General features: G+C 35.7%; 25 protein-coding genes and 2 riboswitches. Of the genes, 19 read left to right on the top strand and 6 right to left on the bottom strand.

All coding sequences use genetic code 11. The features are described from left to right. Window positions 1–61: 61 nt before the first annotated feature. The 3 genes from HF990_RS06490 to HF990_RS06480 all read left to right on the top strand — a co-directional run bounded on the left by HF990_RS06490 (window position 62) and on the right by HF990_RS06480 (window position 3,081). The gene (locus HF990_RS06490; RefSeq protein ID WP_168412238.1) at window positions 62–649 is read left to right on the top strand and encodes a 5-formyltetrahydrofolate cyclo-ligase; all 588 of its coding nucleotides are present in this window, start codon (window positions 62–64) and stop codon (window positions 647–649) included. Continuing rightward, on the top strand, window positions 646–861 hold the full coding sequence (locus HF990_RS06485) for a YqgQ family protein (protein WP_016839241.1): 216 nt from the start codon (window positions 646–648) through the stop codon (window positions 859–861). Before HF990_RS06490 ends, HF990_RS06485 begins: the two co-directional genes overlap by 4 nt. A gap of 324 nt (window positions 862–1,185) precedes the next feature. Beyond that, complete coding sequence (locus HF990_RS06480; protein ID WP_168412237.1) at window positions 1,186–3,081, top strand: LTA synthase family protein; 1,896 nt, start codon at window positions 1,186–1,188, stop codon at window positions 3,079–3,081. Window positions 3,082–3,332: 251 nt separating this feature from the next. Here the strand turns inward: HF990_RS06480 and HF990_RS06475 are convergent, their stop codons facing one another. Next, entirely contained in the window at window positions 3,333–3,512 is a 180-nt protein-coding gene (locus tag HF990_RS06475) for a DUF2759 domain-containing protein (protein WP_016837707.1), read from the bottom strand. Window positions 3,513–3,719: 207 nt separating this feature from the next. Here HF990_RS06475 and HF990_RS06470 point away from each other — a divergent pair, with 207 nt between their 5' ends. Then, window positions 3,720–4,358, top strand: a complete 639-nt coding sequence (locus tag HF990_RS06470) for an MBL fold metallo-hydrolase (RefSeq protein WP_168412236.1) — start codon at window positions 3,720–3,722, stop codon at window positions 4,356–4,358. 151 nt (window positions 4,359–4,509) lie between these two features. On the opposite strand, the gene HF990_RS06465 is transcribed toward HF990_RS06470, so the two are convergent. Together HF990_RS06465 and HF990_RS06460 are read right to left on the bottom strand one after the other, a co-directional pair. Then, window positions 4,510–4,755, bottom strand: a complete 246-nt coding sequence (locus tag HF990_RS06465; RefSeq protein WP_016837709.1) for a DUF2626 family protein — start codon at window positions 4,753–4,755, stop codon at window positions 4,510–4,512. A 111-nt stretch (window positions 4,756–4,866) separates the two neighbouring features. Then, window positions 4,867–5,568 (bottom strand): helix-turn-helix transcriptional regulator, encoded by a 702-nt coding sequence (locus HF990_RS06460; protein ID WP_016837711.1) that lies wholly within the window; start codon window positions 5,566–5,568, stop codon window positions 4,867–4,869. Between the two features lie 264 nt (window positions 5,569–5,832). On the opposite strand from HF990_RS06460, the gene comGA reads away from it, so the two are divergent. The 10 genes from comGA to gcvPB all read left to right on the top strand — a co-directional run bounded on the left by comGA (window position 5,833) and on the right by gcvPB (window position 14,399). Beyond that, entirely contained in the window at window positions 5,833–6,864 is a 1,032-nt protein-coding gene (gene comGA / locus HF990_RS06455; protein WP_016837713.1) for a competence type IV pilus ATPase ComGA, read from the top strand. Next, complete coding sequence (comGB, locus tag HF990_RS06450; protein ID WP_016837715.1) at window positions 6,837–7,904, top strand: competence type IV pilus assembly protein ComGB; 1,068 nt, start codon at window positions 6,837–6,839, stop codon at window positions 7,902–7,904. The genes comGA and comGB overlap by 28 nt, the downstream gene beginning before the upstream one ends. Before the next feature lie 13 nt (window positions 7,905–7,917). After that, window positions 7,918–8,223 (top strand): competence type IV pilus major pilin ComGC, encoded by a 306-nt coding sequence (comGC, locus tag HF990_RS06445; protein ID WP_016837717.1) that lies wholly within the window; start codon window positions 7,918–7,920, stop codon window positions 8,221–8,223. A gap of 15 nt (window positions 8,224–8,238) precedes the next feature. Next, window positions 8,239–8,664 carry a competence type IV pilus minor pilin ComGD gene (gene comGD, locus HF990_RS06440; protein ID WP_016837719.1) on the top strand — a complete coding sequence of 142 codons (426 nt, stop codon included), beginning with the start codon at window positions 8,239–8,241 and terminating at the stop codon, window positions 8,662–8,664. Then, on the top strand, window positions 8,654–8,965 hold the full coding sequence (locus HF990_RS06435; protein WP_016837721.1) for a hypothetical protein: 312 nt from the start codon (window positions 8,654–8,656) through the stop codon (window positions 8,963–8,965). Before comGD ends, HF990_RS06435 begins: the two co-directional genes overlap by 11 nt. Next, window positions 8,938–9,387, top strand: a complete 450-nt coding sequence (comGF, locus tag HF990_RS06430; RefSeq protein ID WP_016837722.1) for a competence type IV pilus minor pilin ComGF — start codon at window positions 8,938–8,940, stop codon at window positions 9,385–9,387. Before HF990_RS06435 ends, comGF begins: the two co-directional genes overlap by 28 nt. Window positions 9,388–9,573: 186 nt before the next feature. Continuing rightward, the gene (locus HF990_RS06425) at window positions 9,574–10,089 is read left to right on the top strand and encodes a shikimate kinase (protein ID WP_168412235.1); all 516 of its coding nucleotides are present in this window, start codon (window positions 9,574–9,576) and stop codon (window positions 10,087–10,089) included. Window positions 10,090–10,212: 123 nt separating this feature from the next. Next, window positions 10,213–10,303: riboswitch (glycine riboswitch) on the top strand. Between the two features lie 3 nt (window positions 10,304–10,306). Beyond that, window positions 10,307–10,387: riboswitch (glycine riboswitch) on the top strand. A gap of 88 nt (window positions 10,388–10,475) precedes the next feature. Next, a complete protein-coding gene (gene gcvT, locus HF990_RS06420; protein WP_016837725.1) occupies window positions 10,476–11,576 on the top strand; it encodes a glycine cleavage system aminomethyltransferase GcvT in 1,101 nt (366 codons plus the stop codon). A 20-nt stretch (window positions 11,577–11,596) separates the two neighbouring features. Continuing rightward, complete coding sequence (gene gcvPA, locus HF990_RS06415) at window positions 11,597–12,943, top strand: aminomethyl-transferring glycine dehydrogenase subunit GcvPA (RefSeq protein ID WP_016837726.1); 1,347 nt, start codon at window positions 11,597–11,599, stop codon at window positions 12,941–12,943. After that, on the top strand, window positions 12,936–14,399 hold the full coding sequence (gene gcvPB / locus HF990_RS06410; protein ID WP_016837727.1) for an aminomethyl-transferring glycine dehydrogenase subunit GcvPB: 1,464 nt from the start codon (window positions 12,936–12,938) through the stop codon (window positions 14,397–14,399). The genes gcvPA and gcvPB overlap by 8 nt, the downstream gene beginning before the upstream one ends. Window positions 14,400–14,557: 158 nt before the next feature. Here the strand turns inward: gcvPB and HF990_RS06405 are convergent, their stop codons facing one another. Then, window positions 14,558–14,944 (bottom strand): rhodanese-like domain-containing protein, encoded by a 387-nt coding sequence (locus tag HF990_RS06405; RefSeq protein ID WP_016837728.1) that lies wholly within the window; start codon window positions 14,942–14,944, stop codon window positions 14,558–14,560. 157 nt (window positions 14,945–15,101) lie between these two features. Here HF990_RS06405 and HF990_RS06400 point away from each other — a divergent pair, with 157 nt between their 5' ends. Both HF990_RS06400 and HF990_RS06395 read left to right on the top strand, forming a co-directional pair. Further along, window positions 15,102–15,881, top strand: a complete 780-nt coding sequence (locus tag HF990_RS06400; RefSeq protein ID WP_168412244.1) for a lipoate--protein ligase family protein — start codon at window positions 15,102–15,104, stop codon at window positions 15,879–15,881. A gap of 253 nt (window positions 15,882–16,134) precedes the next feature. Further along, a complete protein-coding gene (locus HF990_RS06395) occupies window positions 16,135–18,699 on the top strand; it encodes a vitamin B12-dependent ribonucleotide reductase (protein WP_168412234.1) in 2,565 nt (854 codons plus the stop codon). Between the two features lie 116 nt (window positions 18,700–18,815). Here HF990_RS06395 and HF990_RS06390 read toward each other — a convergent pair whose 3' ends face one another. Together HF990_RS06390 and HF990_RS06385 are read right to left on the bottom strand one after the other, a co-directional pair. Further along, entirely contained in the window at window positions 18,816–19,577 is a 762-nt protein-coding gene (locus tag HF990_RS06390; protein WP_016837731.1) for a TSUP family transporter, read from the bottom strand. 128 nt (window positions 19,578–19,705) lie between these two features. Beyond that, window positions 19,706–20,638, bottom strand: a complete 933-nt coding sequence (locus tag HF990_RS06385) for a DUF1385 domain-containing protein (protein ID WP_016837732.1) — start codon at window positions 20,636–20,638, stop codon at window positions 19,706–19,708. A gap of 133 nt (window positions 20,639–20,771) precedes the next feature. Between HF990_RS06385 and HF990_RS06380 the strand changes: the two genes are divergently transcribed. The 3 genes from HF990_RS06380 to HF990_RS06370 are packed head-to-tail and all read left to right on the top strand — an operon-like array spanning window position 20,772 to window position 22,767. Next, window positions 20,772–21,224 carry a hypothetical protein gene (locus HF990_RS06380; RefSeq protein ID WP_016837733.1) on the top strand — a complete coding sequence of 151 codons (453 nt, stop codon included), beginning with the start codon at window positions 20,772–20,774 and terminating at the stop codon, window positions 21,222–21,224. A gap of 38 nt (window positions 21,225–21,262) precedes the next feature. Then, complete coding sequence (aroQ, locus tag HF990_RS06375; RefSeq protein WP_016837734.1) at window positions 21,263–21,691, top strand: type II 3-dehydroquinate dehydratase; 429 nt, start codon at window positions 21,263–21,265, stop codon at window positions 21,689–21,691. 14 nt (window positions 21,692–21,705) lie between these two features. After that, on the top strand, window positions 21,706–22,767 hold the full coding sequence (locus tag HF990_RS06370) for a M24 family metallopeptidase (protein ID WP_168412233.1): 1,062 nt from the start codon (window positions 21,706–21,708) through the stop codon (window positions 22,765–22,767). Window positions 22,768–22,783: the final 16 nt, after the last annotated feature.

Genomic DNA, 22,783 nt, shown 5'->3' with positions numbered 1-22,783 from the left:
TGATTTTGCCAAAACCAATTCCGGTTTTGGCTTTTTACTTATACGCAAAGGATTGATTGAAATGAACAAAAAAGAATTGCGAAATACTATTAAATCCTCTTTAAACGAAATGTCCAATGATCAATATCATTTACTTTCAGAAATGATAAAAAAGCGCTTATTCAATGAACCCATCCTAGAACAATGCCATACGATTGCGTTGACTATTTCAAGACAGCCTGAAGTGGATACTTATGAAATTATTAAGGCATGTTGGCAACTTGGTAAGCGTGTAGCTGTTCCAAAATGCAATCCAAAAACACGAACAATGGATTTTTATAATATCACTAGCTTTTCCCAGCTGGAAACGGTATATATGGATTTACAAGAACCTATACCAGAAAAAACAACATATGTATCTCCTGAAGAAATTGATTTAATGATTGTACCAGGGATTGTATTTGATCAGCTTGGATATCGAATTGGTTACGGAGGCGGTTATTACGACCGGTATTTAACGAATTATAACGGGCATAAGATATCACTAGCTTTTCATTTACAAATTGTCGAAGAATTGCCAAAAGAATCTCATGATATTCCAGTTGATTTCATTATTACTGAAAAAGCTCTCATACATTGTGCCAACAATCGAAAGGAGATAGCTGAATGAAAACGATACTCGATATTCGCAACATATTGAAGCAATATGGTTCGTTTATTTATACAGGAGATCGCTTAGGGGATTTGATGATGATGGAAGATGAAATTCGCGAATTATATAAGTCGCAAGTTATAGATCCAAAAGAATTCCAATCGGCTCTATTGATAATTCGAAACGAAATAAAAAAAGAAGAAGAGAGAAAAATGAAATTAAATAACTAATATAGCCAATAAAAGAAAAAAATAATGATTGAATCAATTGTTAAAAAGGTGTAGACTTGTTAAGTCATTTTCATAAGAACAGTGGAGAAGCCACTGTTTTATTTTTGGGAACCTTTTTGTAAAAAAGACGTAAATATTTTTGGGGGTTTGTAAAGGGAAGGTAATATATAATTTTTATATCCTAATTTCTTTTAATTTTTTCGTAGTGCAATTCATTGAATAATGGCAAGAAAAAGATTAAGATATTATTTGCCTTCTTCTAAACATATGAAGTATATGTGCGAATGTTGTGACTTTGAATAAGTAAGAAGAGGAGGATGCAAGATGAAGTCATGGAAATGGCCTAAACATACGATTTTAATAGTAGCCATTATCGCAACTTGGATTAAGACTGCAATCGTCTATCGAACCAGCTTTGAATTCGATTTAGAAAATGGAATGCAAGAGTTCATTTTATTTATAAATCCTCTTAGCTTTTTACTTTTTGCTTACGGAATATCTTTATTTTTCAAAACAGAAAAGGCGCGGAATCGTTGGATTGTCATTACAAGTATGGTGTTAAGTATTGTACTTTATACAAATGTTGCTTTCTATCGATTCTTCAACGATTTTATTACGCTTCCTGTATTATTCCAAACAAGCAATTTCGGAGAATTAGGAACGTCTGTAGCTGAAATACTTAATTTTAAGGATCTTTTATACTTTATTGATGTATTTGTTATTTTGTTGGCAATTAAATACTTACCAAAAATGGAGACATTATATAGCGTTCGAAAAGAAGTTCGTCGCGCATATTTTGTCCTATCATTAGCTGTGTTATTTTTAAATTTAGGTCTTTCTGAAACAGAACGGCCACAGCTTTTAACTCGTAGTTTTGACCGCGAATTACTAGTAAAAAATATTGGAACTTATAATTATCATTTATATGATATTTACATTCAATCAAAATCTTCCGCTCAACGTGCTCTTGCAGATGGGAGCGAACTAGTGGAAGTCAATAACTATGTTCAAGCAAACCAAGCAGCCATTAATGAAGACATGTTTGGTAAATATCAAGGTCGAAATTTGATTGTCATTCAACTGGAATCATTGCAAAGTTTTGTCTTGCAAAATGACATGAATGGATACGAAGTTACACCATTCTTGAATTCCTTAATTCACGATAAAGATACGTATTACTTTAATAATTTCTATCATCAAACAGGACTTGGCAAAACAAGTGATGCTGAATTCTTATTGGAAAATTCACTGTTTGGTTTAGACCGTGGTGCTGTATTCTTTACGCATAGTGGAAATACGTTTAATTCGATGGCTGAAAAGCTAGGGAAAAATGGATATTTTACAAGTGTCATGCACGCAAACAATAAATCTTTCTGGAATCGTGATATGACATATCAATCATTAAAAATGCAAAAATTCTATGATATTGATAGCTATGATGTAAACGAAGATAATTCTGTAAACTGGGGATTAAAAGACATTCCATTCTTTGAACAATCAGCGGAAATTATGACTGAAATGCCGCAACCGTTCTATACAAGAATAATTACATTAACAAACCATTTCCCATTCACATTGGATGAAGAAGATAAAATGATTCCTGAGTACAACTCTAATTCAGGTACGTTAAACCGTTATTTCCAAACTGTGCGATACATGGATGAGGCGGTCAAATTATTCTTTGAACATTTAAAAGAAAAAGGGTTGTATGAAAATTCCATTATTGTTATGTACGGAGATCACTATGGAATTTCTGAAAACCATAATAAAGCGATGGCTATGTACTTAGAAAAAGAAGAAATTACGCCATACGATAGCGCATTGTTGCAGTCAGTGCCGCTATTCATTCACGTTCCGGGATCTGGTGACGGGCGAATCATCGAAAAGGTTGGAGGTCAAATTGACTTAAGACCAACCATTTTACATTTGTTGGGAATTGACACTTCCAATGATATGCAATTAGGTGCAGACTTGTTCTCTGATGAACACGAAGACTTTGTCATCTTCCGTGATGGACGCTTTGTGACGGATCAGTATGTATTTGCGGATCAAACATGCTTCGATCGTGCAACAGGAGAGAAGGTGGATATTCAAGGATGTGCACCTTATATTGAACGAGCTCAAAAAGAGCTTGGATATTCAGATAAAATCATCAATGGTGACTTATTGCGCTTCTATGATGAAGAAACGGGAAATTTAATATCTGAAGCGGTTAAATAATTGTTGATAAAGTGACCGTTTAAAAAGGTCACTTTCGATTGTGGTGCATGCTTAGCTACAGAGTAATGGCAAAGAGGATAGCGGAGACTTATTTCTGCTTCTGTAGTAGAAAAGAGTTATAAGGGCTATGATTATAGAATGTGGGGGTTTCTAGAATGCTTTGATTTTCTAGAAACCTTTTTTCCTTTTAAAAAATTAATTTAAATAAAAAACGAGATGCGGCAATGCACCTCGTTTTTTATTTCTTTTCATTAGTGATGTACTGGTGGATAGCCTTGGTATAATACAGTCATGATGACAAACCAACCAAACACTACTCCAGATGCTAATCCAAAAATAATTGCTAAAACGTTTTTGTCTTTGATTGCGCGGAATGCCGCAACTAATGAAAGAATTGCAATTAAACCGAAAATAACCATTAATAAGTTCATGAAAAATATTACACTCCTTTCGACATCCAAAGAGTATGTCGGTAAAACAATATTCCTTCTCTATTTTATAGCAACGGTCATAAAATGTCGAGTTTTAAAAGTGACGTTTATATGAACAACGAATGATTCGTTTAAAAGTTAAGAATGAATTGGTTGGCAATGTTCATTTTTTCCAAACCATAGTATAATACGCTAGAGGTGATTAGATTGTTGGATGTTAAAACATTAAGTGTCGGTCCAGTGCAAGCAAATTGCTATATAGTGAGCAACCAATCAAAAGAATGCATCATTTTTGACCCAGGTGAAGAAGGAAATAGAATCATTTCTACAATTCAATCTCAACAGCTGAAACCACTAGCCATCTTTTTAACTCATGCTCATTTTGACCATATAGGTGCTGTCGATGAATTAAGACAGGCTTTTCATATTCCTGTTTATATTCATAAAGAAGAAGAGGACTGGTTAATGGACCCAAATAAAAATGGTTCAGGAAAATATGTGGATCTACAAACGTACCGTCTGCAACCGGCGGATTATATCATCGAAAAAGAGCAGACTTTTGTTGTAGGAGGCATGAAATTTCATGCGGTATTTACGCCAGGGCATTCCCCTGGAAGCATTTCATATATTTTCGAAGACGATGGGTTTGCAATTGTAGGCGATACGCTGTTTCAAGGAAGCATCGGTCGAACAGATTTAATTGGTGGATCACTGGAAGTGTTATTAAAATCCATTCATGAGAAGCTGCTTGTGCTGCCTGATGATTTTATTATTTATCCGGGACATGGAGGCTATACAACACCAGCTCATGAAATGGATACGAATCCATTTTTACATGGCTTTTAACTTAATAAGAGGGTGTCTAGAAAGTCGAGAACTTTCCAGGCACCCTTGCTTGCTTTTTCCTCCTGTGATAGTCGAAACAAACTTCCACTATCCTCGTCGCAAAAAGGGCCGCCTCAAAATGACTTTTGAGACAGCCCCATTTCCTGATTTATTAGTGTCCAAGTCCACCCGGTACGTGGATAAACGTTGTGTAATAAGTAAAACCAGCAAAGAATATTGTCAAATAAGCTCCGAAAATGTACATGTACATGCGTTCTGAAAGGTTTAAGAAGCCTAATAATAAGAATAATACAGAATTACCTACGAATAATAGCGAAACCTCGATCATATGACCAAGATAGAACATTACGGCAAAAATACCTGTCCAGAATGCTAAAACTTTATACATATTAGCCATGTCGAATCCCTCCTTTTGTACGACACAATAATCTCAATGTTTATTATAAATGATAATTGACAATATTGTAAACTGATACTTCGATAGATTTGTGACAATCAAGTGTATCTTTTACAGAGCAACATTTGGCACACATATTTCATATTTACAAAAATCGCAATCATGAACCATACTTTCAAATTGAACAAATTCATTTTTTTCAAATAGTGTGTCGATTTGACCTTGTAAGTATGATTTATGTAGTTCACATACTATATCGCTATGTTCTTTTATTTGACTTCTATATGGACAGTTAAAAATCGTTAGCGTAATTTTCTTTCCTTCAGCAGTATCTACAATTTTTGGAATATAGCCAACTAGTAGAGCAGCTTCAGATAAGATTTCTAATTTTTCTTCAAAGCTAAGAGGTTTAGTTATCTTTGATAATCTTTTTTGAATTTCTTTTAAGCCATCTTGATAACTAATTTTTTTCGCTGTCTTCAATGCATCTTGTCCCAACTCACACACAAGTTGAAGTGCCCATTTAACGAGATGTTTTTCATCTCGTTTTGGGAAAGTCAACTCAACCCCTTGTTCAGATACTTGATAAATTCTACCAGGTCTTCCACCTTTACCTGATTTTAAAAAATCAGCAGTGATGAGATGGATCTCCGATAATTTCGTTAAATGCAATCTTGCCACATTTGGATGTATATTAAATTTATCTGCAATATCTTGTACAGTAAATGCTTTTTTTTGTTGCAACATGTATTCATATATTTGAAAACGAGTTTCATCCGCTAAAGTACTCGTAATTTTTAATGGATGCAACATGCTGTTATCCCACCTTCAGTAATATTTATGCTACTTCAATTTTAGCTTTATTATTAATAAAATGATAGTGAAAATACGTGGTGATTATTGGGGATTAGCAAAATATTCAAAATTTGTAATAAAATCTGCCATAAACTTTTCAAAAATAAAGTTTCAACAGAAAAAAGGGGTCAAATAAAAATTTTAAGAAAAAGCCTTTTCCAAATATAAACTTCGTCTTATACTATTGCTAAATTCAGCGGTCACGAATTTAGGGAAGTGGTGATGCGTTTGAAAGTGGAGTCCGTTATTGAAACAAAATCAACTCAATTATTGTTAAAAGCTTTACATTTCGGTGCTAGTGATATTTTAATTGAGCCAACTCCAAACCATTACACCATTCAGTTTCGCAAATATGGAAAATTATTTCCTGCGGGTCATTTCCCTATTGAATTAGGGGATCGAATGATTTCCTTTTTCAAATATAAATCTTCTTTAGATATTAGTGAAAAGCGAAAGCCGCAAAGCGGTTCATTTGAAGAAATGTTTTCCAATCGTTTGTATGCCTTCCGAGTCTCTACTTTACCTTCCGTATATAAAAGAGAAAGCCTCGTTATCCGTTTGTTTTTACAAAATGCCTCATATCCGATTGCTTCATTATGTTACGATCGCCATTCATCAGAAAAATTATTAAGATTGATTTCCAATCGACAAGGATTGATATTATTTTGTGGCGCCACAGGATCGGGCAAAACTACGACATTATATTCATTAGCAAAATATTGCAGTGACACATTAGGGCGACATGTAATTTCTCTCGAAGATCCAGTGGAAAGCAGCCAGTCGTATATGCTTCAAATTCAAGTAAATGAGCTTGCAGGTATTACATATGCAGCTGGTTTAAAAGCAATTTTAAGACATTCGCCCGATGTCATTATGATTGGTGAAATCAGGGATGAAGAGACTGCAGAAATCGCCATGCGTGCTGCATTATCCGGTCATTTGGTGCTATCAACTATACATGCAAAAGATTCGGTGAATTGTCTATATCGTTTAATGGATTTAAATGTTTCCATAGAAGAAATTCGGCAAGCTTTGATTGCAATTATTGCCCAATGTTTAATTCAGTTACATGATAGCGATAGCAGGAAAGCAATTTATGAAATTTTGTCGGAAGATATTTTACAAGAAGCAATTATAAATACAGCGCAAGGAATTGAATATCACTTGCCAGTTGAGGAAACATTGGAATTCCAAAAAGCTGCAATTGAAGAATTGGGGGATTTGTCGTGCTACAGCAAATCAGCGAAAGAATGAATTTCCCCATTCAAAGAAATTATAAGGAGAAAGTTCGGGATGTTCCATCGCTCCTAAATAGGACAAGCATATTACTGAAAGAAGGATATACATTTTCAGATGCCTTATTTATGTTACTTCCTTATCACGTTAAAGAATTGGAAAAGTGGAATGCTTTATTACAACAACAGTTCAATAACGGTTCATCGGCAGTGGATATTTTACAACAACTTTCAATTCCAAAACATTTTTTATTATTGATAGCTATTGCAGAAGAAAAAGGGGATTTAGCTGAATCATTGCACCACGTAAGTAAGCAAATAAAATTTCAAGAAGATACGCAGCGGAAAATTGTGAAGTTGCTAATGTATCCCGCTTTCTTGATGATTTTATTAACAATGGTTTTTATATTGTTTCGAAGTTATTTTTTACCAAACATAGAGCAACTCGTGATTTCGAATCATTCAGAAAAGGTCAATAGTATAAACTTCGCTGTTGTATTGCTTCATATACCAGATTTTCTCATACTCCTCTTCATTATTTCGTTATTCTTGATATTTATTTCAATTCATTCCATTCGAAAAAAAGAGATCGCTCATCAACTAAACATCATTATGAAAATCCCTATAGTGAAGTATGTTTATCAAGTGAATTTAACAAGACAATTCTCTCATTTGCTTGGAAGTTTATTAGTATCAGGTATATCACTTCAACAAGCATTGTCTATTTTAGAACAACAACAAATAAGTCGCCACTTATCATATATCACAGCACTATTGAAACAAAGGGTGAAGTTCGGTGATTCATTGTCAGAGGCTGTGAAGATACTTCAACTGTTTATGCCGAAGTTTGATGAATTGATTCAACACGGTGAAAAAAATGGATACTTAGGCCGGGAAATGCTCATATTCAGCGAATTGCTAAATGAGAGGATCCAATCGACCATCAAATTTTGCTTGGCAAGCATTCAACCTCTTTTCTTTATTTTGATTGCGATATGCATTGTTGCAGCGTATTTAAGTATACTGTTGCCGATGTATGACTTAGTCGAAATCATGTAATAGAGGTGAAATCATGAAAAATCAAAAGGGTTTTACGTTAATTGAGATGTTAATTGTGCTATTTATTATATCTATCTTAATATTAGTAACTGTTCCAAACGTAACGAAACATCGGAATACGATTGATGATAAAGGTTGTGAAGCATATATCCGCATGATACAAGGGCAGGTAGAATCATACAAAATTGAATACAAAACCATCCCTACATTAGATCAATTAGTAAACAAGGGATACTTAAGAGAGGGGATGGATAAATGTCCGAATGGCAAGGGATTTACCATTGAGACGGATGGAACTGTGACATTAACCAATCAATAAAGGAGCATAGAGCAATTGAAAGAACAGGGGTATACGCTATTAGAAATATTATTCGTTTTAATGATTGTCGTATTGGTTGGTATGTTAGGGACAACCTTTTCTTTTAAAATGACAGAAAAAATGGTTGTGGAACAGTTTTTCCACCAATTTACATTGGACATTCAAATGGCACAAATGTTGGCCTTGGAAAAGCAAAGGAGCTGTTTTGTTTCTTTTGTAAATCAAGATACTTATAGAATATACCATCAACTAGATGAAGTGATTTTAGAGAGAAAACTACCGGAAATCATTGAGTTTGATCAGTATAGTAATTTATTAACTCTTCGAATTGATCCAGATGGAAATGTAAAAAATTTTGGGAAATTCACTTTTTACACTCCTTTCGGACAAAAACATATTGTCATTAATATCAATAAAGGACGAATTCGTTATGTGGAATGAAAAGGGGACTTCCATGTTAGAATCGTTGCTAACGCTTATGATTATTATAGTAGCCATAAGTTTTATTCCGTTCATTTTTCAACTTCAGCATTCTCTATACAATCAATCGTTGGAATTACATGCATCCCAAGTGGCCTATGAAGCAGTTATTATTGCTAAAAATACCGGTATTTTCGAAGGGAAAAAATGGATCGACAACGTAGAATATGCTTGGTATTTTCAAACAGATGCGGTTTGTGTACGATTTAACAATTTAGATGGGGTACGATACAAATGCATCAATGGCGATGGCGAATTGTAAGAAGTGGAAATGGATTTACATTTATCGAGGCGCTGTTTCAATTGGTGATTTTTTCGTTACTCGCTCAAGTAATTTTTATTTTTTATCTATTAATTCAACAATGGCACGACACGATTGTGGCAGAAGAACAAATTAAATGGGAAATCTTTATTCATGATTTACAACAATATTTACTTGATGCAGAGGATATTTATATAATGAATAATTCATTATATATCATAGACTCTTCCACAAAAACGATAAAAATAAACAAGATTACAGATGTGATTCGTTTGCAAATCAATGATCAAGGTTATGTGCCACTATTAATTGGTATTCGACATGCCGAGTTTTCCCTTTCAGACAATATTGTAACGATAAAAGTAGAATTCTTGAATGGTATTGTAAAGGAGAGAGCGTTACTTGTACAATATCATAAATAACGAAAAAGGCATAATATTTCCCGTTGCGATTGTCTTTTTGTTTTTTCTTATCACTGTTGTAATTTTTTACAGTTCAACCTACTTAACTCAATTTTCTATTATAAATTCATTGGAAAACATAAACATTCGTGCTACGATAAATTTACTTGGAGAAACCGCAGAGTTTTAGTAGAAAGGTGTCTAATTATGCGAAAGATTTACTTAGTAGGGTTTATGGGGTGCGGAAAAAGTGTAGTCGGACGCCAATTAAGCTATGCCCTACGATTGCCCTTTTATGATATGGATAAAGAAATCGTCAGACAACAAGGCATGTCGATTCCAGAAATTTTTGAAAAGTTTGGAGAAGAATATTTTAGAAATTTAGAAACTGAATTTTTAAAAAACTTTCGTGACGAAGCTTGCATTATTGCGACTGGTGGCGGCGTTGCAATGAGACAAGAAAATCGACAAATTATGAGACGGACAGGTTTAATCTTTTTTCTTGATGCATCATTTGAAGACATTTATAAAAGAATAAAAAATGATAAAAATCGACCAATTGCACAACGTTCGACTAAAAAAGAACTGGAACGACTATATTATTATAGAAGAAAATTTTATAAAAGAGCCGCTCACATCCGTGTCTTTACAAAAGATCGAACAATTCGCCAAGTGGTAAATTATATTGCTTTTCAAGTGAATCGACTAAAAGGCGAATGTTAAGGTGTTGATGTTTAAAAATGTTCGTTTTTTTAAGGAATTTTAAAAAATGATTGCCTTCTATTACGTTCAATGTTAGGATATAGGCAAAGATGTCTGTTTGTTGAAAAATTTCATATGGTGCGGATGATTGTGCGGGGAGAGAACGTTTTTACGTCGCCGAAGGAGCAAGTAGTAGAACTATGAATCTCTCAGGCAAAAAGACTCGTACGGGACGCAACTCTGGAGAGTGCTGAATAACAGCCACCCAAGGGGAAAGCCTATTTTATAATAGGTGTAACTTTCAGGTGCAAGGACAGAGAATTCCTTTAAAAAGGGGATTTTCTGTCCTTTTTGCCTAGTTTAAAGATATTGGTAGTAAATTGTTAATTAATGAGGGAGGTTTCACGATGGGAGAATTAAAGAGAACACCATTATTTGATGAATATGCGAAATATGGTGCAAAAACGATTGATTTTGGTGGATGGGAATTACCTGTTCAATTTTCATCAATAAAGGATGAACATGAAGCTGTAAGAAATCGTGCTGGACTTTTCGATGTATCCCATATGGGAGAAATTTTTGTAAAAGGGAAAGATGTTCTCGGCTATCTTCAAAAATTATTGTCCAATGACATTTCAAAAATTCCAGTTGGCGGCGCACAATATAATGTGATGTGCTATGAAAATGGTGGGGTTGTAGATGATTTAATCGTCTATAATCTTGGCGATGACCAATACTTGCTTGTTGTCAATGCGGCAAATATTGAAAAAGACTTTGAATGGATGAAAAAGCATGCAGAAGGCGATGTAACGATTATAAATCAATCAGATGAATATGCCTTAATTGCACTTCAAGGACCTCTATCAGAAAAAATCTTGCAAACATTAACAGATGTGAACTTATCTGAATTAAAACCATTCCAATTTAAAGCATCTGTTCAAGTTAGTGGTTATTCTGTATTGTTATCACGCAGCGGATATACAGGTGAAGACGGCTTCGAATTATACGGGGAGCCAAATTCAATTGTAGCATTGTGGAATAAACTATTAGAAGCAGGAAAAGAAGATGGATTGATACCATGCGGCCTTGGAGCACGTGATACGTTGCGTTTTGAAGCATGCTTACCGCTTTATGGACAAGAATTATCAGAAAATATTTCTCCATTAGAAGCAGGCATCGGCTTTGCAGTAAAACTTCAAAAAGATGCGGATTTCATCGGTAAAGAAGCTCTTAAAAACCAAAAAGAACAAGGGCTTTCAAGAAAACTGGTTGGTATTGAAATGATTGATAAAGGGATTCCTCGCCATGGCTATAAAGTATTTAAAGGCGACACTGAAATTGGAGAAGTTACAACTGGTACACAAATCCCTAGTACGAAACGTAATTTAGGACTTGCTTTATTAGATATTCAATATACTGAAATTGGTACAGAAGTGGAAGTAGAAATACGCAATAAAAAGGTAAAAGCACATGTTGTGCCGAAGCCATTTTATAAACGTGAAAAATAAAAATTAATGGAGGTCAAACAATGAAGCATCGTTATCTTCCAATAACGGAACAAGACAAACAAGAAATGCTCTCTACCATTGGAGTAGAAAGCATTGATGAATTATTTGCGGATATTCCTGAAGAGGTGCGTTTTAAAGGGCTTTATAATATTAAAGAAGCAGCATCTGAATCTGCGCTATTAAAAGAACTAAAAGCTTTAGCAGATAAAAATATCAACACTGAAACAGCTGTTTCATTCTTAGGTGCAGGTGTATACAATCACTACAAACCTGTTATTGTGGACCATGTTATTTCTCGGTCTGAATTCTATACTGCTTATACACCATATCAACCGGAAATTTCACAAGGTGAACTACAAGCTATTTTTGAATTCCAAACAATGATTGCCGAATTAACAGGTATGGATTTAGCAAACTCTTCCATGTATGATGGCGGAACATCGCTTGCAGAAGCAGGGATGCTTGCTGCTGGCTCAACAAGACGTAAAAAATTGTTAGTATCTGAAGCAATCCATCCTGAATATCGTACTGTTGTAGAAACTTATGCATATGGCCAATCAATCGAAGTAGTAAATGTGCCAATGAAAGATGGAGTAACAGATATTGAAGCATTAAAAGGTATGATTGATCAAGATACTGCGGCTGTTATGGTTCAGTATCCTAACTTCTTTGGTCAAATTGAAGACTTGAAAACAATGGGTGAGCTAGTACATGAAGCGAAAGGATTATTCATTGTTTCTGCAAACCCATTAGCATTAGGTGTGTTAACGCCTCCTGGAAAACTTGGAGCTGACATTACTGTAGGGGATGCACAACCATTTGGTATTCCTGAAAGTTTTGGAGGACCACACTGCGGTTATTTTGCTACGACTTCAAAATTAATGCGTAAAGTGCCTGGCCGTTTAGTAGGACAAACAGTAGACCAAGACGGACGTCGCGGTTTCGTATTAACATTACAAGCTCGCGAACAACATATTCGCCGTGAAAAAGCAACTTCTAACATTTGTTCGAACCAAGCATTGCTTGCTCTTGCTGCATCCGTTACTATGACAGCTTTAGGTAAACGCGGTATTCAAGAAATGGCAAAGCAAAACATCGTGAAAACTCGTTATGCAAAAACAGCGTTTGAGCAAGCTGGATTTACAGTTCCATTCCAAGGTGCTCACTTCAACGAAATCGTTGTAAAAGTAAACAAACCAGTGAGTGAATTAAACAAAAGATTATTAGAAAAAGGCATTATCGGTGGTTATGATTTAGGCCGCGATTATCCTGAACTTGAAAACCATGTACTTATTGCCGTTACAGAATTGCGTACGAAAGAAGAGATTGATCAATTAGTGCAAGAAATGGGGGCTTACAATGCATAACGAAAATCAACCGCTCATTTTTGAATTATCGAAGGAAGGGCGCATCGGCTACAGCTTGCCAGAATTAGATGTGCCAGAGGTAGAATTATCAGAATTAATTCCACAAGAATATTTGCGTGAAGAACCTGCTGAATTACCGGAAGTTTCAGAATTGGATATTATGCGCCACTATACAGCATTATCTCGCCGCAATCATGGCGTAGATTCTGGATTCTATCCACTAGGTTCTTGTACGATGAAATACAATCCAAAAATTAATGAAGAAGTCGCCCGCTTCTCTGGATTCGCAAATATTCACCCGTTACAAGACGAGTCAACAGTTCAAGGTGCAATGGAATTAATGTATGAACTTCAAACAGCTTTAAAAGAAATTACAGGTATGGATGAAGTTACATTACAACCTGCTGCGGGTGCACATGGAGAATGGACAGCATTAATGATGATTCGTGCTTTCCATGAAGCAAATGGGGAAGGTCACCGTAATAAAGTAATCGTTCCAGACTCTGCACACGGAACAAACCCAGCTAGTGCTACTGTTGCTGGATTTGATACAATTACAGTAAAATCGGATGAAAATGGTTTAGTTGATTTGGAAGATTTACGTCGAGTAGTTGGGAAAGATACAGCGGCACTTATGCTGACAAACCCAAATACGCTCGGGCTATTTGAAGAGCACATCATTGAAATTGCGGATATCGTGCATAGCGTGGGCGGGAAAGTATATTACGATGGAGCAAACTTAAATGCTATTATGTCAAAAGTACGCCCAGGCGATATGGGATTTGACTGTGTACACTTGAATTTACACAAAACATTCACAGGTCCACACGGCGGTGGAGGTCCTGGTTCTGGCCCTGTAGGGGTAAAAGCAGATTTAATTCCATTCTTGCCGAAACCAGTATTAGTGAAAAAAGAAGATGGCACGTTCCATTTTGATTATGATCGTCCACAATCCATTGGCCGTGTAAAACCATTCTACGGAAACTTCGGCATCAATGTACGTGCTTATACGTATATTCGTTCAATGGGACCTGAAGGATTAAAATTAGTAACAGAATATGCAGTATTAAATGCGAACTACATGATGCGTAAACTACAACCTTACTTTGACCTTCCTTATGATCGTCATTGTAAACACGAATTTGTATTATCTGGACGTCGTCAGAAAAAACTTGGTGTTCGCACATTAGATATTGCGAAACGACTACTTGATTTCGGTTATCATCCACCAACAATTTACTTCCCATTAAATGTGGAAGAGGGAATGATGATTGAGCCTACAGAAACAGAATCGAAAGAAACATTAGATGCGTTCTGTGATGCACTGATCCAAATCGCAAAAGAAGCGGAAGAGAATCCGTCTATTGTACAAGAAGCACCACATACAACTGTTGTGAGTCGATTAGATGAAACTCAAGCTGCTAGAAATCCAATTTTGCGTTATCAAAAACAATAGCGTTCAAAATAAAAATATCCATGAGTGCATCTCATGGATATTTTTTACTACTTTTAAACAAGCTATTTAAAAGATGATATATGACATGAGTAAAATATCATAAATATTGTTGGCGTAATCATGTCATTTCTTTAAATATAGGAATTTCAACAGGTAAACTAATTTTTTGTTTTAATTTTACCAGTCCAAGTTTTGAAACCGCCTTGAAGTTGATACAATTGATTGTAACCTTTTTTCTTTAAGAAAAGAGCTGCCCTAGAACTTCTTGTCATATTTTGACAATATAAATATACAGGAAGATCTGGACGAATTTCTTTGTAACGTTGACGCAATTGAGAAAAAGGAATATTACGTGCACCTAAAATGTGACCAGAATCAAATTCTTTTGTTTCTCGAACATCGATTAATTGAGCTTTTCGATATCCTTTAATAAATTCTTCTTGCGTCAAATTAGTAACAGATTTTTTTAAACGGAATGAACTTACTAAAACATAGATAATGATAAGTCCTAGGATTGTTGCAATCGTATATAATACTGTCGCCACTTCTAAAATTCTCCTTTCTATTTACATAGAACATTATAAATAAGAAATTGGCATTCGTCCATTCAGTTTGATACAATAAAAAAGTTGTGAGGAGGAAAACAAGTTGAAAACGAAATGGTATTTCATTAATTCAGGACCATGCAGTCCTTCTTATAATATGGCATTAGACGAGGCATTACTCGATTTTCATAGTAGAGGCGAAATTCCACCAGTCATTCGATTTTACGAGTGGAATCCGCCAACCCTTTCTATTGGATATTTCCAAAGAGCACATCGAGACATTGATTTTGATGCTTTAAAAGCGCAAAATATTGGCTTTGTTCGGAGACCTACTGGTGGAAGAGCAGTTCTTCATGACAGCGAATTGACATATAGCATCATCGTTACAGAACAATACCCAAATATGCCTGAAACGGTTACAGAAGCTTATCGTTTTTTAAGCGAAGGCTTGTTAAAAGGGTTCCACAATTTAGGATTAGATGCATATTTCAGCATCCCTGATACGGAGGAAAAACAAGAAGCATTGAAAAAACCAAAAAGTGCAGTTTGTTTTGATGCTCCAAGCTGGTATGAACTCGTTGTAGAAGGAAAGAAAGTTGCTGGAAGTGCGCAAACTAGACAAAAGGGTGTCGTTTTACAGCACGGTGCGATTTTATTGGATCTCGATGAGGACAAGCTGTTGTCTCTGTTCAAATTCCCTTCCGAAGAGGCAAAAGAGCGGATGCGAAAACAATTGCCGGAAAGAGCAGTTGCAATTAACCGTTTAACAACACGACGCATCACTATTGAGGAATGCATTGATGCATTCAAAAAAGGATTTGAAGAAGCTTTACAAATTGAACTTGTTCCATATGAATTAACAGAAGAACAAAAGGAATATGTGAGAAAATTAGAAGAAGAAAAATATGCAAATGATGAATGGAATTTCAGAAAGTAATTAAAAATTATAGTTCAAAAATTGTGACTAAAATTTAATATTCAGCTCCAAACTTAGAAATTTCTAAGATTCATAGAAATTATTATTTGTCAACCCCTTGAATCGATTCTAGTTATGAGGTAATCTTTTCTAAGTAGCAGAACGAAACAATATATTGTATGTTCATTTTACTAGACATACAATATATTGTGTTTTATTGTTTATATATGGGAAATGATAGATAAATTATATATGTGCTAAGGGAGGCTGGCAGATGGTAATGGTAGATTCTTATACGACCATCCTCATTGATCAACTAAACAAAGATATTGAACAATTTCCACAAGTTCATTCAATTACTCCAGATATGCATGTAACGCATAAAGGTGTATCGAGATTAGTCATGATTGACCGATACTCATTCAAGGATACGGAAAAGAAAACATTAAAACCTGGAGATTTTGTTGTATTAACAATTAAAGAAGATCCAAAGTTTCCAGCTCGAGGATTAGGTTATATCCAATCAATTGATTGGAATGCTAATAAAGCAGAAGTATTAATTGAAGAAGAATACAGAAATGTACTAGATGATCCAAAAGAACAAGAAACAGGTATCATCGTTCGTTCTCTAGATGTTATTGAAAAGCCTCTAGAAATTTTTTATGAACAAATTGCGAAACGAAATGCAACAGGCTTATCGTCTGTTGAACAAACAGAAGAAAAACGCAATGAATGGTTCCAAAAATTTTACGAGCAATTAGCTTCTTTAAAGTTCGTGCCGGCTGGACGAGTTCTATACGGTGCAGGTTCAGGAACGCAAGTCACATACTTCAACTGCTATGTAATGCCTTTCGTTCCGGATAGCCGAGAAGGTATTAGTGAACATCGCAAAAAGGTAATGGAAATTATGAGCCGCGGAGGCGGTGTTGGTACAAATGGTTCAACACTAAGACCTCGCAATACGCTTGCAAGAGGAGTAAATGGGAAATCAAGCGGTTCTGTATCATGGCTTGATGATATTGCGAAACTTACACATCTTGTCGAACAAGGTGGTTCGCGTCGGGGAGCACAAATGATCATGCTCGCTGATTGGCATCCAGATATTGTTGAATTTATCATTTCCAAAATGCAAAATCCTCGCATTTTGCGCTATTTAATTGAAAATATGGAAGATGAATCAATCGTTCGCCATGCGAAAGAAAAATTAAAATTCAAACCATTAACGCCGCTTGAAGAAGCGATGTATCAAGGAATCCTAAACTATAAAAACATCCCTGGTTTAGGAGGATTTAGCGAAGCAATTATTAAAGAGGCGGAAACAAAGCTTCGCGATGGCGGAACGTACACTGTGCATAATCCAGACTTTTTAACAGGTGCCAATATCTCTGTTACTATTACAAATGAATTTATGGAAGCGGTTGAAAAAGACGAAGAATACCCACTTCGATTCCCAGATGTAGAAAACTATACGCCGGAAGAAATGGCAATTTACAATGAGAAATGGCACAAAATTGGTGACGTGCGCGAGTGGGAAGCTCTCGGTTACGGAGTGCGCACTTATCGCAAAATTAAAGCACGAGAACTTTGGAAATTAATTAATATATGTGCAACTTATGCTGCAGAACCAGGTATTTTCTTCATTGATAATGCGAATGAAATGACAAATGCCCGCGCTTATGGCCAAAAAGTTGTTGCGACAAACCCTTGTGGTGAGCAACCGCTTGCACCGTATTCAGTATGTAACTTAGCAGCAGTGAATTTAGCTCAATTTGCATTGAAAGATGAAAAAACAGTGGACTTTGAGGCATTAAAAGAAACAGTTCGCGTTGGCGTTCGCATGCAAGATAATGTCATTGATGCAACTCCGTATTTCCTTGAAGAAAACCGTAGACAAGCTCTAGGTGAGCGACGTATCGGTCTTGGAGTAATGGGCTTAGCTGATCTACTAATTTACTGCGAAAAAGAATATGGTTCAGAAGAAGGAAACAAGCTTGTCGATCAAGTTTTCGAAATGATTGCGACAACTGCTTACGAAACGTCCATTGAACTAGCAAAAGAACGTGGCAGCTTCCCATTCTTAGTAGGTGAAACAGAAGAGGAAACGAAACGCTTACGTGAAGCATTCATTAATACTGGTTACATGAAACGCATGCCAGAACATATTCGTCAAGGGGTACTTGAATATGGTATCCGAAATTCCCATCTGTTAACTGTTGCTCCAACTGGTTCAACAGGTACTATGGTGGGAGTTGCAACTGGTTTAGAACCTTATTTCTCTTTCACATATTATCGTTCTGGTCGCCTAGGAAAATTCATCGAAGTAAAAGCAGAAATTGTTCAAGAATACTTAGAAAAGCATCCTGAAGTAAGTGAACATCACTTACCTCACTGGTTTGTAACAGCGATGGATTTGACGCCAGAAGCTCACGCAGATGTTCAATGTATTATTCAACGTTGGGTAGATTCATCTATCTCTAAAACGGTAAATGCACCGAAAGGATACACGGTGGAACAAGTAGAAAAAGTTTATGAACGTTTATATAGAGGTGGAGCAAAAGGTGGAACGGTTTACGTTGACGGTAGTCGTGATTCGCAAGTGTTAACATTAAAAGCGGAAATGACGCAAGAAGAGCAGTTAACATTTGAAGAATTGCAGGATGAGCCTGTTGAAAAGCCAGTCGTATTGGTAGAAACAATTGCTCCGCTTCAACAAACAAACGTGAATATCGGTTCCGAAGTAGGAGATACATGCCCAGTTTGCCGCCAAGGAACAGTAGAAGAAATTGGTGGATGTAACACATGTACCGTATGTGGTGCCCAACTAAAATGTGGTTTATAATTTATGACAAAGTCATACTGTAAAAAGTGTGTGAACAATAAAAAATAAAGAAAAAGCCTGACCAATAATGGTCAGGCTTAAATATTTTCTAATTTGCGAAAATCAGCAAACGATCATTAGAAAAAATAATCATAGCTATTTTTCGCTAGTAAAATTAATGTCGTGACGATAAATAGAATACGAACAACAGTTGTTCCTTGTTTTAATGCAAACTTTGTTCCTACATAGGCACCACATATCATGGAAATCCCCATGATTATTCCATAGATGAACAATACTTCCCCGAGTATGAAAAACATCACTAATGCTGCAAGATTACTAGTAAAGTTTAATAATTTTGCATTTCCTGATGCTTGTAAAAAATCAAAACCCATCATTAAAAATACAAAAATGATAAAAGAACCTGTTCCTGGACCAAAAAAACCATCATAAAATCCGATGGCGAGTAAAGAACAAAGGAAAACGATTTTTCGTTTCCACGTCAATTCTTTTTTCTTTTCAATTTGCCCCCAGTCTTTTTTTATTACTGTGTAAATGAAAACTAGAAGCAGCATGATAATCACAAGGGGTTTTAAAATTGCTGGATCCAATAAATGAACGGTCCAGGCACCAAGCATGGAAAAGATAAAAACGAAAGGAACAATTGGCCCTAACAGTTTCATATCTACTTTACCAGCTTTTAGGAAAGTTAAGGTGCTTGTTAAATTTCCCATCGTTGCTGCTAATTTATTCGTTGCGATGGCACTAGCTGGTGGGAGTCCAACAAACATCAGTGCTGGTACGGTTATTAAACCTCCGCCACCTACAATGGCATTTAAAAAAGCTCCTAAAAAACCAAAAAATATAAGAAGTATTACGGTTATGACATCAATTTCCATTTCTCTATCCCCTATATTTTTTTATAAAAGTAATGTTACCGAATTGGTAGGGGAGAGTAAATATTTTGGTTTTTTTGGTATAAAAAAAGACGTTCCAGCAATCATATGCTGTGACGTCTTTTCATTGATTAGTCGTGATTCAATTGGGCGATGATTTCTGGATTGTTTTCGATTTCATGTAGCTTCTTAAAGGAAGCAATTGAAACTTCTACCATGTCATCATCCGGTTCTTTTGTTGTTAATAACTGCAACCATAATCCTGGATATCCTAAATAGCATAATACTGGAATATCTCTTAAAGAATTAGTAAATTGCAATACTTCATAGGAAACGCCTAATACGACAGGGATTAATAAGATACGAATCAGCACACGGAACCATAATGGATCAACGGGGAAGAATAAGTAAATGAACATCCCGACAATGACCGTAAATAAAATGAAGCTTGAACCACAACGGTAATGTAATCTTGATTGTTTTTGCACATTTTCAACTGTTAATTCAAGTCCGTTTTCGTAACAATTAATGACCTTATGTTCGGCTCCATGGTATTGAAAAACTCGACGAATGATAGGCGTTAACGAGATGAAATATAAATAAATCAGAAGCAAAATTAGTTTAATGCCAGTTTCCAAAAAGATTTGTGGATATTTACCGGAAACCCATGGAGAAAATAATTCGGCAATAAAAACGGGAACTAAAGTAAAGACAAATTTACCAAATAAAAAAGAAAGAATCCCGACAATTGCAACGCCGAATATCATTTCTAGCTTTGATAATTCCTGGCCATCTTCCTCTTCGCCGGGCGTCACATCGTAACGATCACTAGAAAATTGTAAATGTTTCGAACCGATTCCAGCGGATTCAATAATGGCTATATTTCCTCGGATGAAAGGAATTTTTTTAAGCTTTTGCATCCAAGGCTTTTTAGGTTTTTTCGCATAGTAATATTCAATGGATTGATCGTTTCGGCGAATTGCGGAAACGGTATGTTCTTTTCCTCCGAACATGACACCTTCAAGTAGCGCCTGTCCTCCATAAATAGGTGTTTGATTGCCCACAGCTGACACCACTCTCTAACAATATTTCTTTCTATCAACTTTTTTTATTGTACTAAATTTTCAGCAATTGTACTAGCGTACGCATACGAAAAATCAATATTGGTAAAAATATATAAAAAAAGGAGTGGTTGGCATGTTGTATTTAGCGTTCATTACTAGTTTATTTGCATCGATTTTTCTTACAGCTAGTTTAAAAATGTTATCATTTTTCAAATTCATTCAATGGAATCCCATTGGATTTTCCAAAAAATATCAATTTTTTGAAGGTAGTCATCCGTTTATCAACTGGCTTTTTTTAGCGGTTGTGATTTTTGTCGTTAATTTAATAATTTATTTGATAATGCAATATGTACAAAATGTGCCTCCATTTATTACTTCCCTTGTCATAGGTGGACTTTTTGCCATTATTGCAGAATGGATTATTTACGATTTACCAGCAGAATTATCTTCTTTTAAAAAACTGTCCATTCCATTTATTGTAATGGTGGTGATAACGGCCAGATTTATTATTGAAACAGCTTCTTTCCATTATCAAGCTCATTTGGAACGAAATAGGTTGCCGTATAAGGAGTCTGTGATAAAATAAAAGTGGTAATTTCCTCTAATTTTAAAGGAGAATCGGCGATGAAGTTGTTAGTGTTAAACGGGCCTAATTTAAATCGACTGGGTAAAAGGGAACCAGAAATTTACGGTTTTGAAACTTTGGAAGATGTAAAAAAAAGATGCGTTGCTTTGGCGAAAGAATTTAGTGCGGAACTGGAATTTAAACAATCCAATCATGAAGGGCAATTAATTGATTGGATACATGAAGCGGAGGATACAGGAGTTAACGGGATTGTATTTAATCCAGGAGCTTACACGCATACAAGCGTCGCACTTAGAGATGCCATTGCAAGTATTAGCGTACCAGTTATTGAAGTTCATATCTCTAACATACATAAAAGGGAGGAATTTCGTCATAAATCCCTACTTGCGGCAGAATGTGTTGGTCAAATTTGTGGTCTCGGAACATTTGGATATGAATTGGCATTACGAAAGTTTTTACAAAAATAAGGAAGGAAATGTCCATGAATAAACTCGTCAAATTACGAAAAGAATTGGAAAGTCATCATGTGGACGCATTGCTTATTACAAATCCATACAACCGCCGATATATGACAGGCTTTACAGGATCGAGCGGTGCAGCCCTTGTAACGAAAAACGATGCGGTATTTATTACCGATTTTCGCTATACGGAGCAAGCAAATCATCAAGTGAAAGAATTTCGCATTATTCAGCAGGAAGGTTCCATACTAAAAGAAGTAGAGAAGCTTGTTGATGAATGTAAAATTAAAACATTAGGTTTTGAAAGAGATACAGTAACTTATGGAGAATATGAATCTTTTCAAAATCTGTTGAATGTGGAGCTAGTACCATTATCCGGATTAATTGAAAAAATTCGCTTGATTAAGACTGATGAAGAGATTAAGATTATAAAGGTTGCATGTGAAATTGCTGATGCTGCATTTTCGCACATTTTAAACTTTATTAAACCTGGCGTTACAGAGCTAGAAGTATCGAATGAGCTCGAATTTTTCATGCGCAAGCAAGGTGCAACGTCTTCATCCTTCGATACCATCGTCGCAAGTGGTCTCCGAAGCGCTTTACCTCATGGTGTTGCTACAAACAAAATCATTGAGCAAGGAGACTTTGTCACACTTGATTTCGGTGCCGTTTATAATGGGTATGTTTCCGACATTACGCGTACAATTGCGGTTGGTAAACCTAATACAAAATTGGTAGAAATGTATAATGTCGTTTTGGAAGCGCAATTATTAGCGTTAGAAAAAATTAAACCAGGCATGACTGGTATTGAAGCGGACAAAACTGCGAGAGATTATTTAACTGAAAAAGGATATGGAGAGGCTTTTGGACATTCAACTGGCCACGGAATTGGTTTAGAAATTCATGAAGGTCCAGCTCTTTCCTATCGTAATAATCAAACATTAGAGCCTAATATGGTCGTGACAGTTGAACCTGGTGTCTATTTGCCGGGTATCGGCGGAGTTCGCATAGAAGACGATATTGTTATCACAGCAACGGGCAATGAGAGATTGACTCATTCGACGAAAGATTTAATTATTCTATAATGATGGAGGAATATTC

The organism is Ureibacillus thermosphaericus, from assembly GCF_012396605.1.
Classification (GTDB): Bacteria; Bacillota; Bacilli; order Bacillales_A; family Planococcaceae; genus Ureibacillus; species Ureibacillus thermosphaericus.
The sequence above is the reverse complement of the archived record's forward strand: the minus strand, read 5'-3'. Positions and strand labels throughout refer to the sequence as shown.

Bases quoted from the DNA above. Each gene is read 5' to 3' on its own strand.
- HF990_RS06465 (WP_016837709.1), bottom strand. From the start codon at position 4,755: ATGGCTAATATGTATAAAGTTTTAGCATTCTGGACAGGTATTTTTGCC.
- comGF (WP_016837722.1), top strand. From the start codon at position 8,938: ATGCATCAATGGCGATGGCGAATTGTAAGAAGTGGAAATGGATTTACA.
- HF990_RS06425 (WP_168412235.1), top strand. From the start codon at position 9,574: ATGCGAAAGATTTACTTAGTAGGGTTTATGGGGTGCGGAAAAAGTGTA.
- comGC (WP_016837717.1), top strand. From the start codon at position 7,918: ATGAAAAATCAAAAGGGTTTTACGTTAATTGAGATGTTAATTGTGCTA.
- gcvPA (WP_016837726.1), top strand. From the start codon at position 11,597: ATGAAGCATCGTTATCTTCCAATAACGGAACAAGACAAACAAGAAATG.
- HF990_RS06390 (WP_016837731.1), bottom strand. From the start codon at position 19,577: ATGGAAATTGATGTCATAACCGTAATACTTCTTATATTTTTTGGTTTT.
- HF990_RS06485 (WP_016839241.1), top strand. From the start codon at position 646: ATGAAAACGATACTCGATATTCGCAACATATTGAAGCAATATGGTTCG.
- HF990_RS06475 (WP_016837707.1), bottom strand. From the start codon at position 3,512: ATGAACTTATTAATGGTTATTTTCGGTTTAATTGCAATTCTTTCATTA.
- HF990_RS06370 (WP_168412233.1), top strand. From the start codon at position 21,706: ATGAATAAACTCGTCAAATTACGAAAAGAATTGGAAAGTCATCATGTG.
- gcvPB (WP_016837727.1), top strand. From the start codon at position 12,936: ATGCATAACGAAAATCAACCGCTCATTTTTGAATTATCGAAGGAAGGG.
- HF990_RS06380 (WP_016837733.1), top strand. From the start codon at position 20,772: ATGTTGTATTTAGCGTTCATTACTAGTTTATTTGCATCGATTTTTCTT.
- HF990_RS06400 (WP_168412244.1), top strand. From the start codon at position 15,102: ATGGCATTAGACGAGGCATTACTCGATTTTCATAGTAGAGGCGAAATT.
- gcvT (WP_016837725.1), top strand. From the start codon at position 10,476: ATGGGAGAATTAAAGAGAACACCATTATTTGATGAATATGCGAAATAT.
- HF990_RS06480 (WP_168412237.1), top strand. From the start codon at position 1,186: ATGAAGTCATGGAAATGGCCTAAACATACGATTTTAATAGTAGCCATT.
- comGA (WP_016837713.1), top strand. From the start codon at position 5,833: ATGCGTTTGAAAGTGGAGTCCGTTATTGAAACAAAATCAACTCAATTA.
- HF990_RS06460 (WP_016837711.1), bottom strand. From the start codon at position 5,568: ATGTTGCATCCATTAAAAATTACGAGTACTTTAGCGGATGAAACTCGT.
- HF990_RS06395 (WP_168412234.1), top strand. From the start codon at position 16,135: ATGGTAATGGTAGATTCTTATACGACCATCCTCATTGATCAACTAAAC.
- HF990_RS06435 (WP_016837721.1), top strand. From the start codon at position 8,654: ATGTGGAATGAAAAGGGGACTTCCATGTTAGAATCGTTGCTAACGCTT.
- aroQ (WP_016837734.1), top strand. From the start codon at position 21,263: ATGAAGTTGTTAGTGTTAAACGGGCCTAATTTAAATCGACTGGGTAAA.
- HF990_RS06490 (WP_168412238.1), top strand. From the start codon at position 62: ATGAACAAAAAAGAATTGCGAAATACTATTAAATCCTCTTTAAACGAA.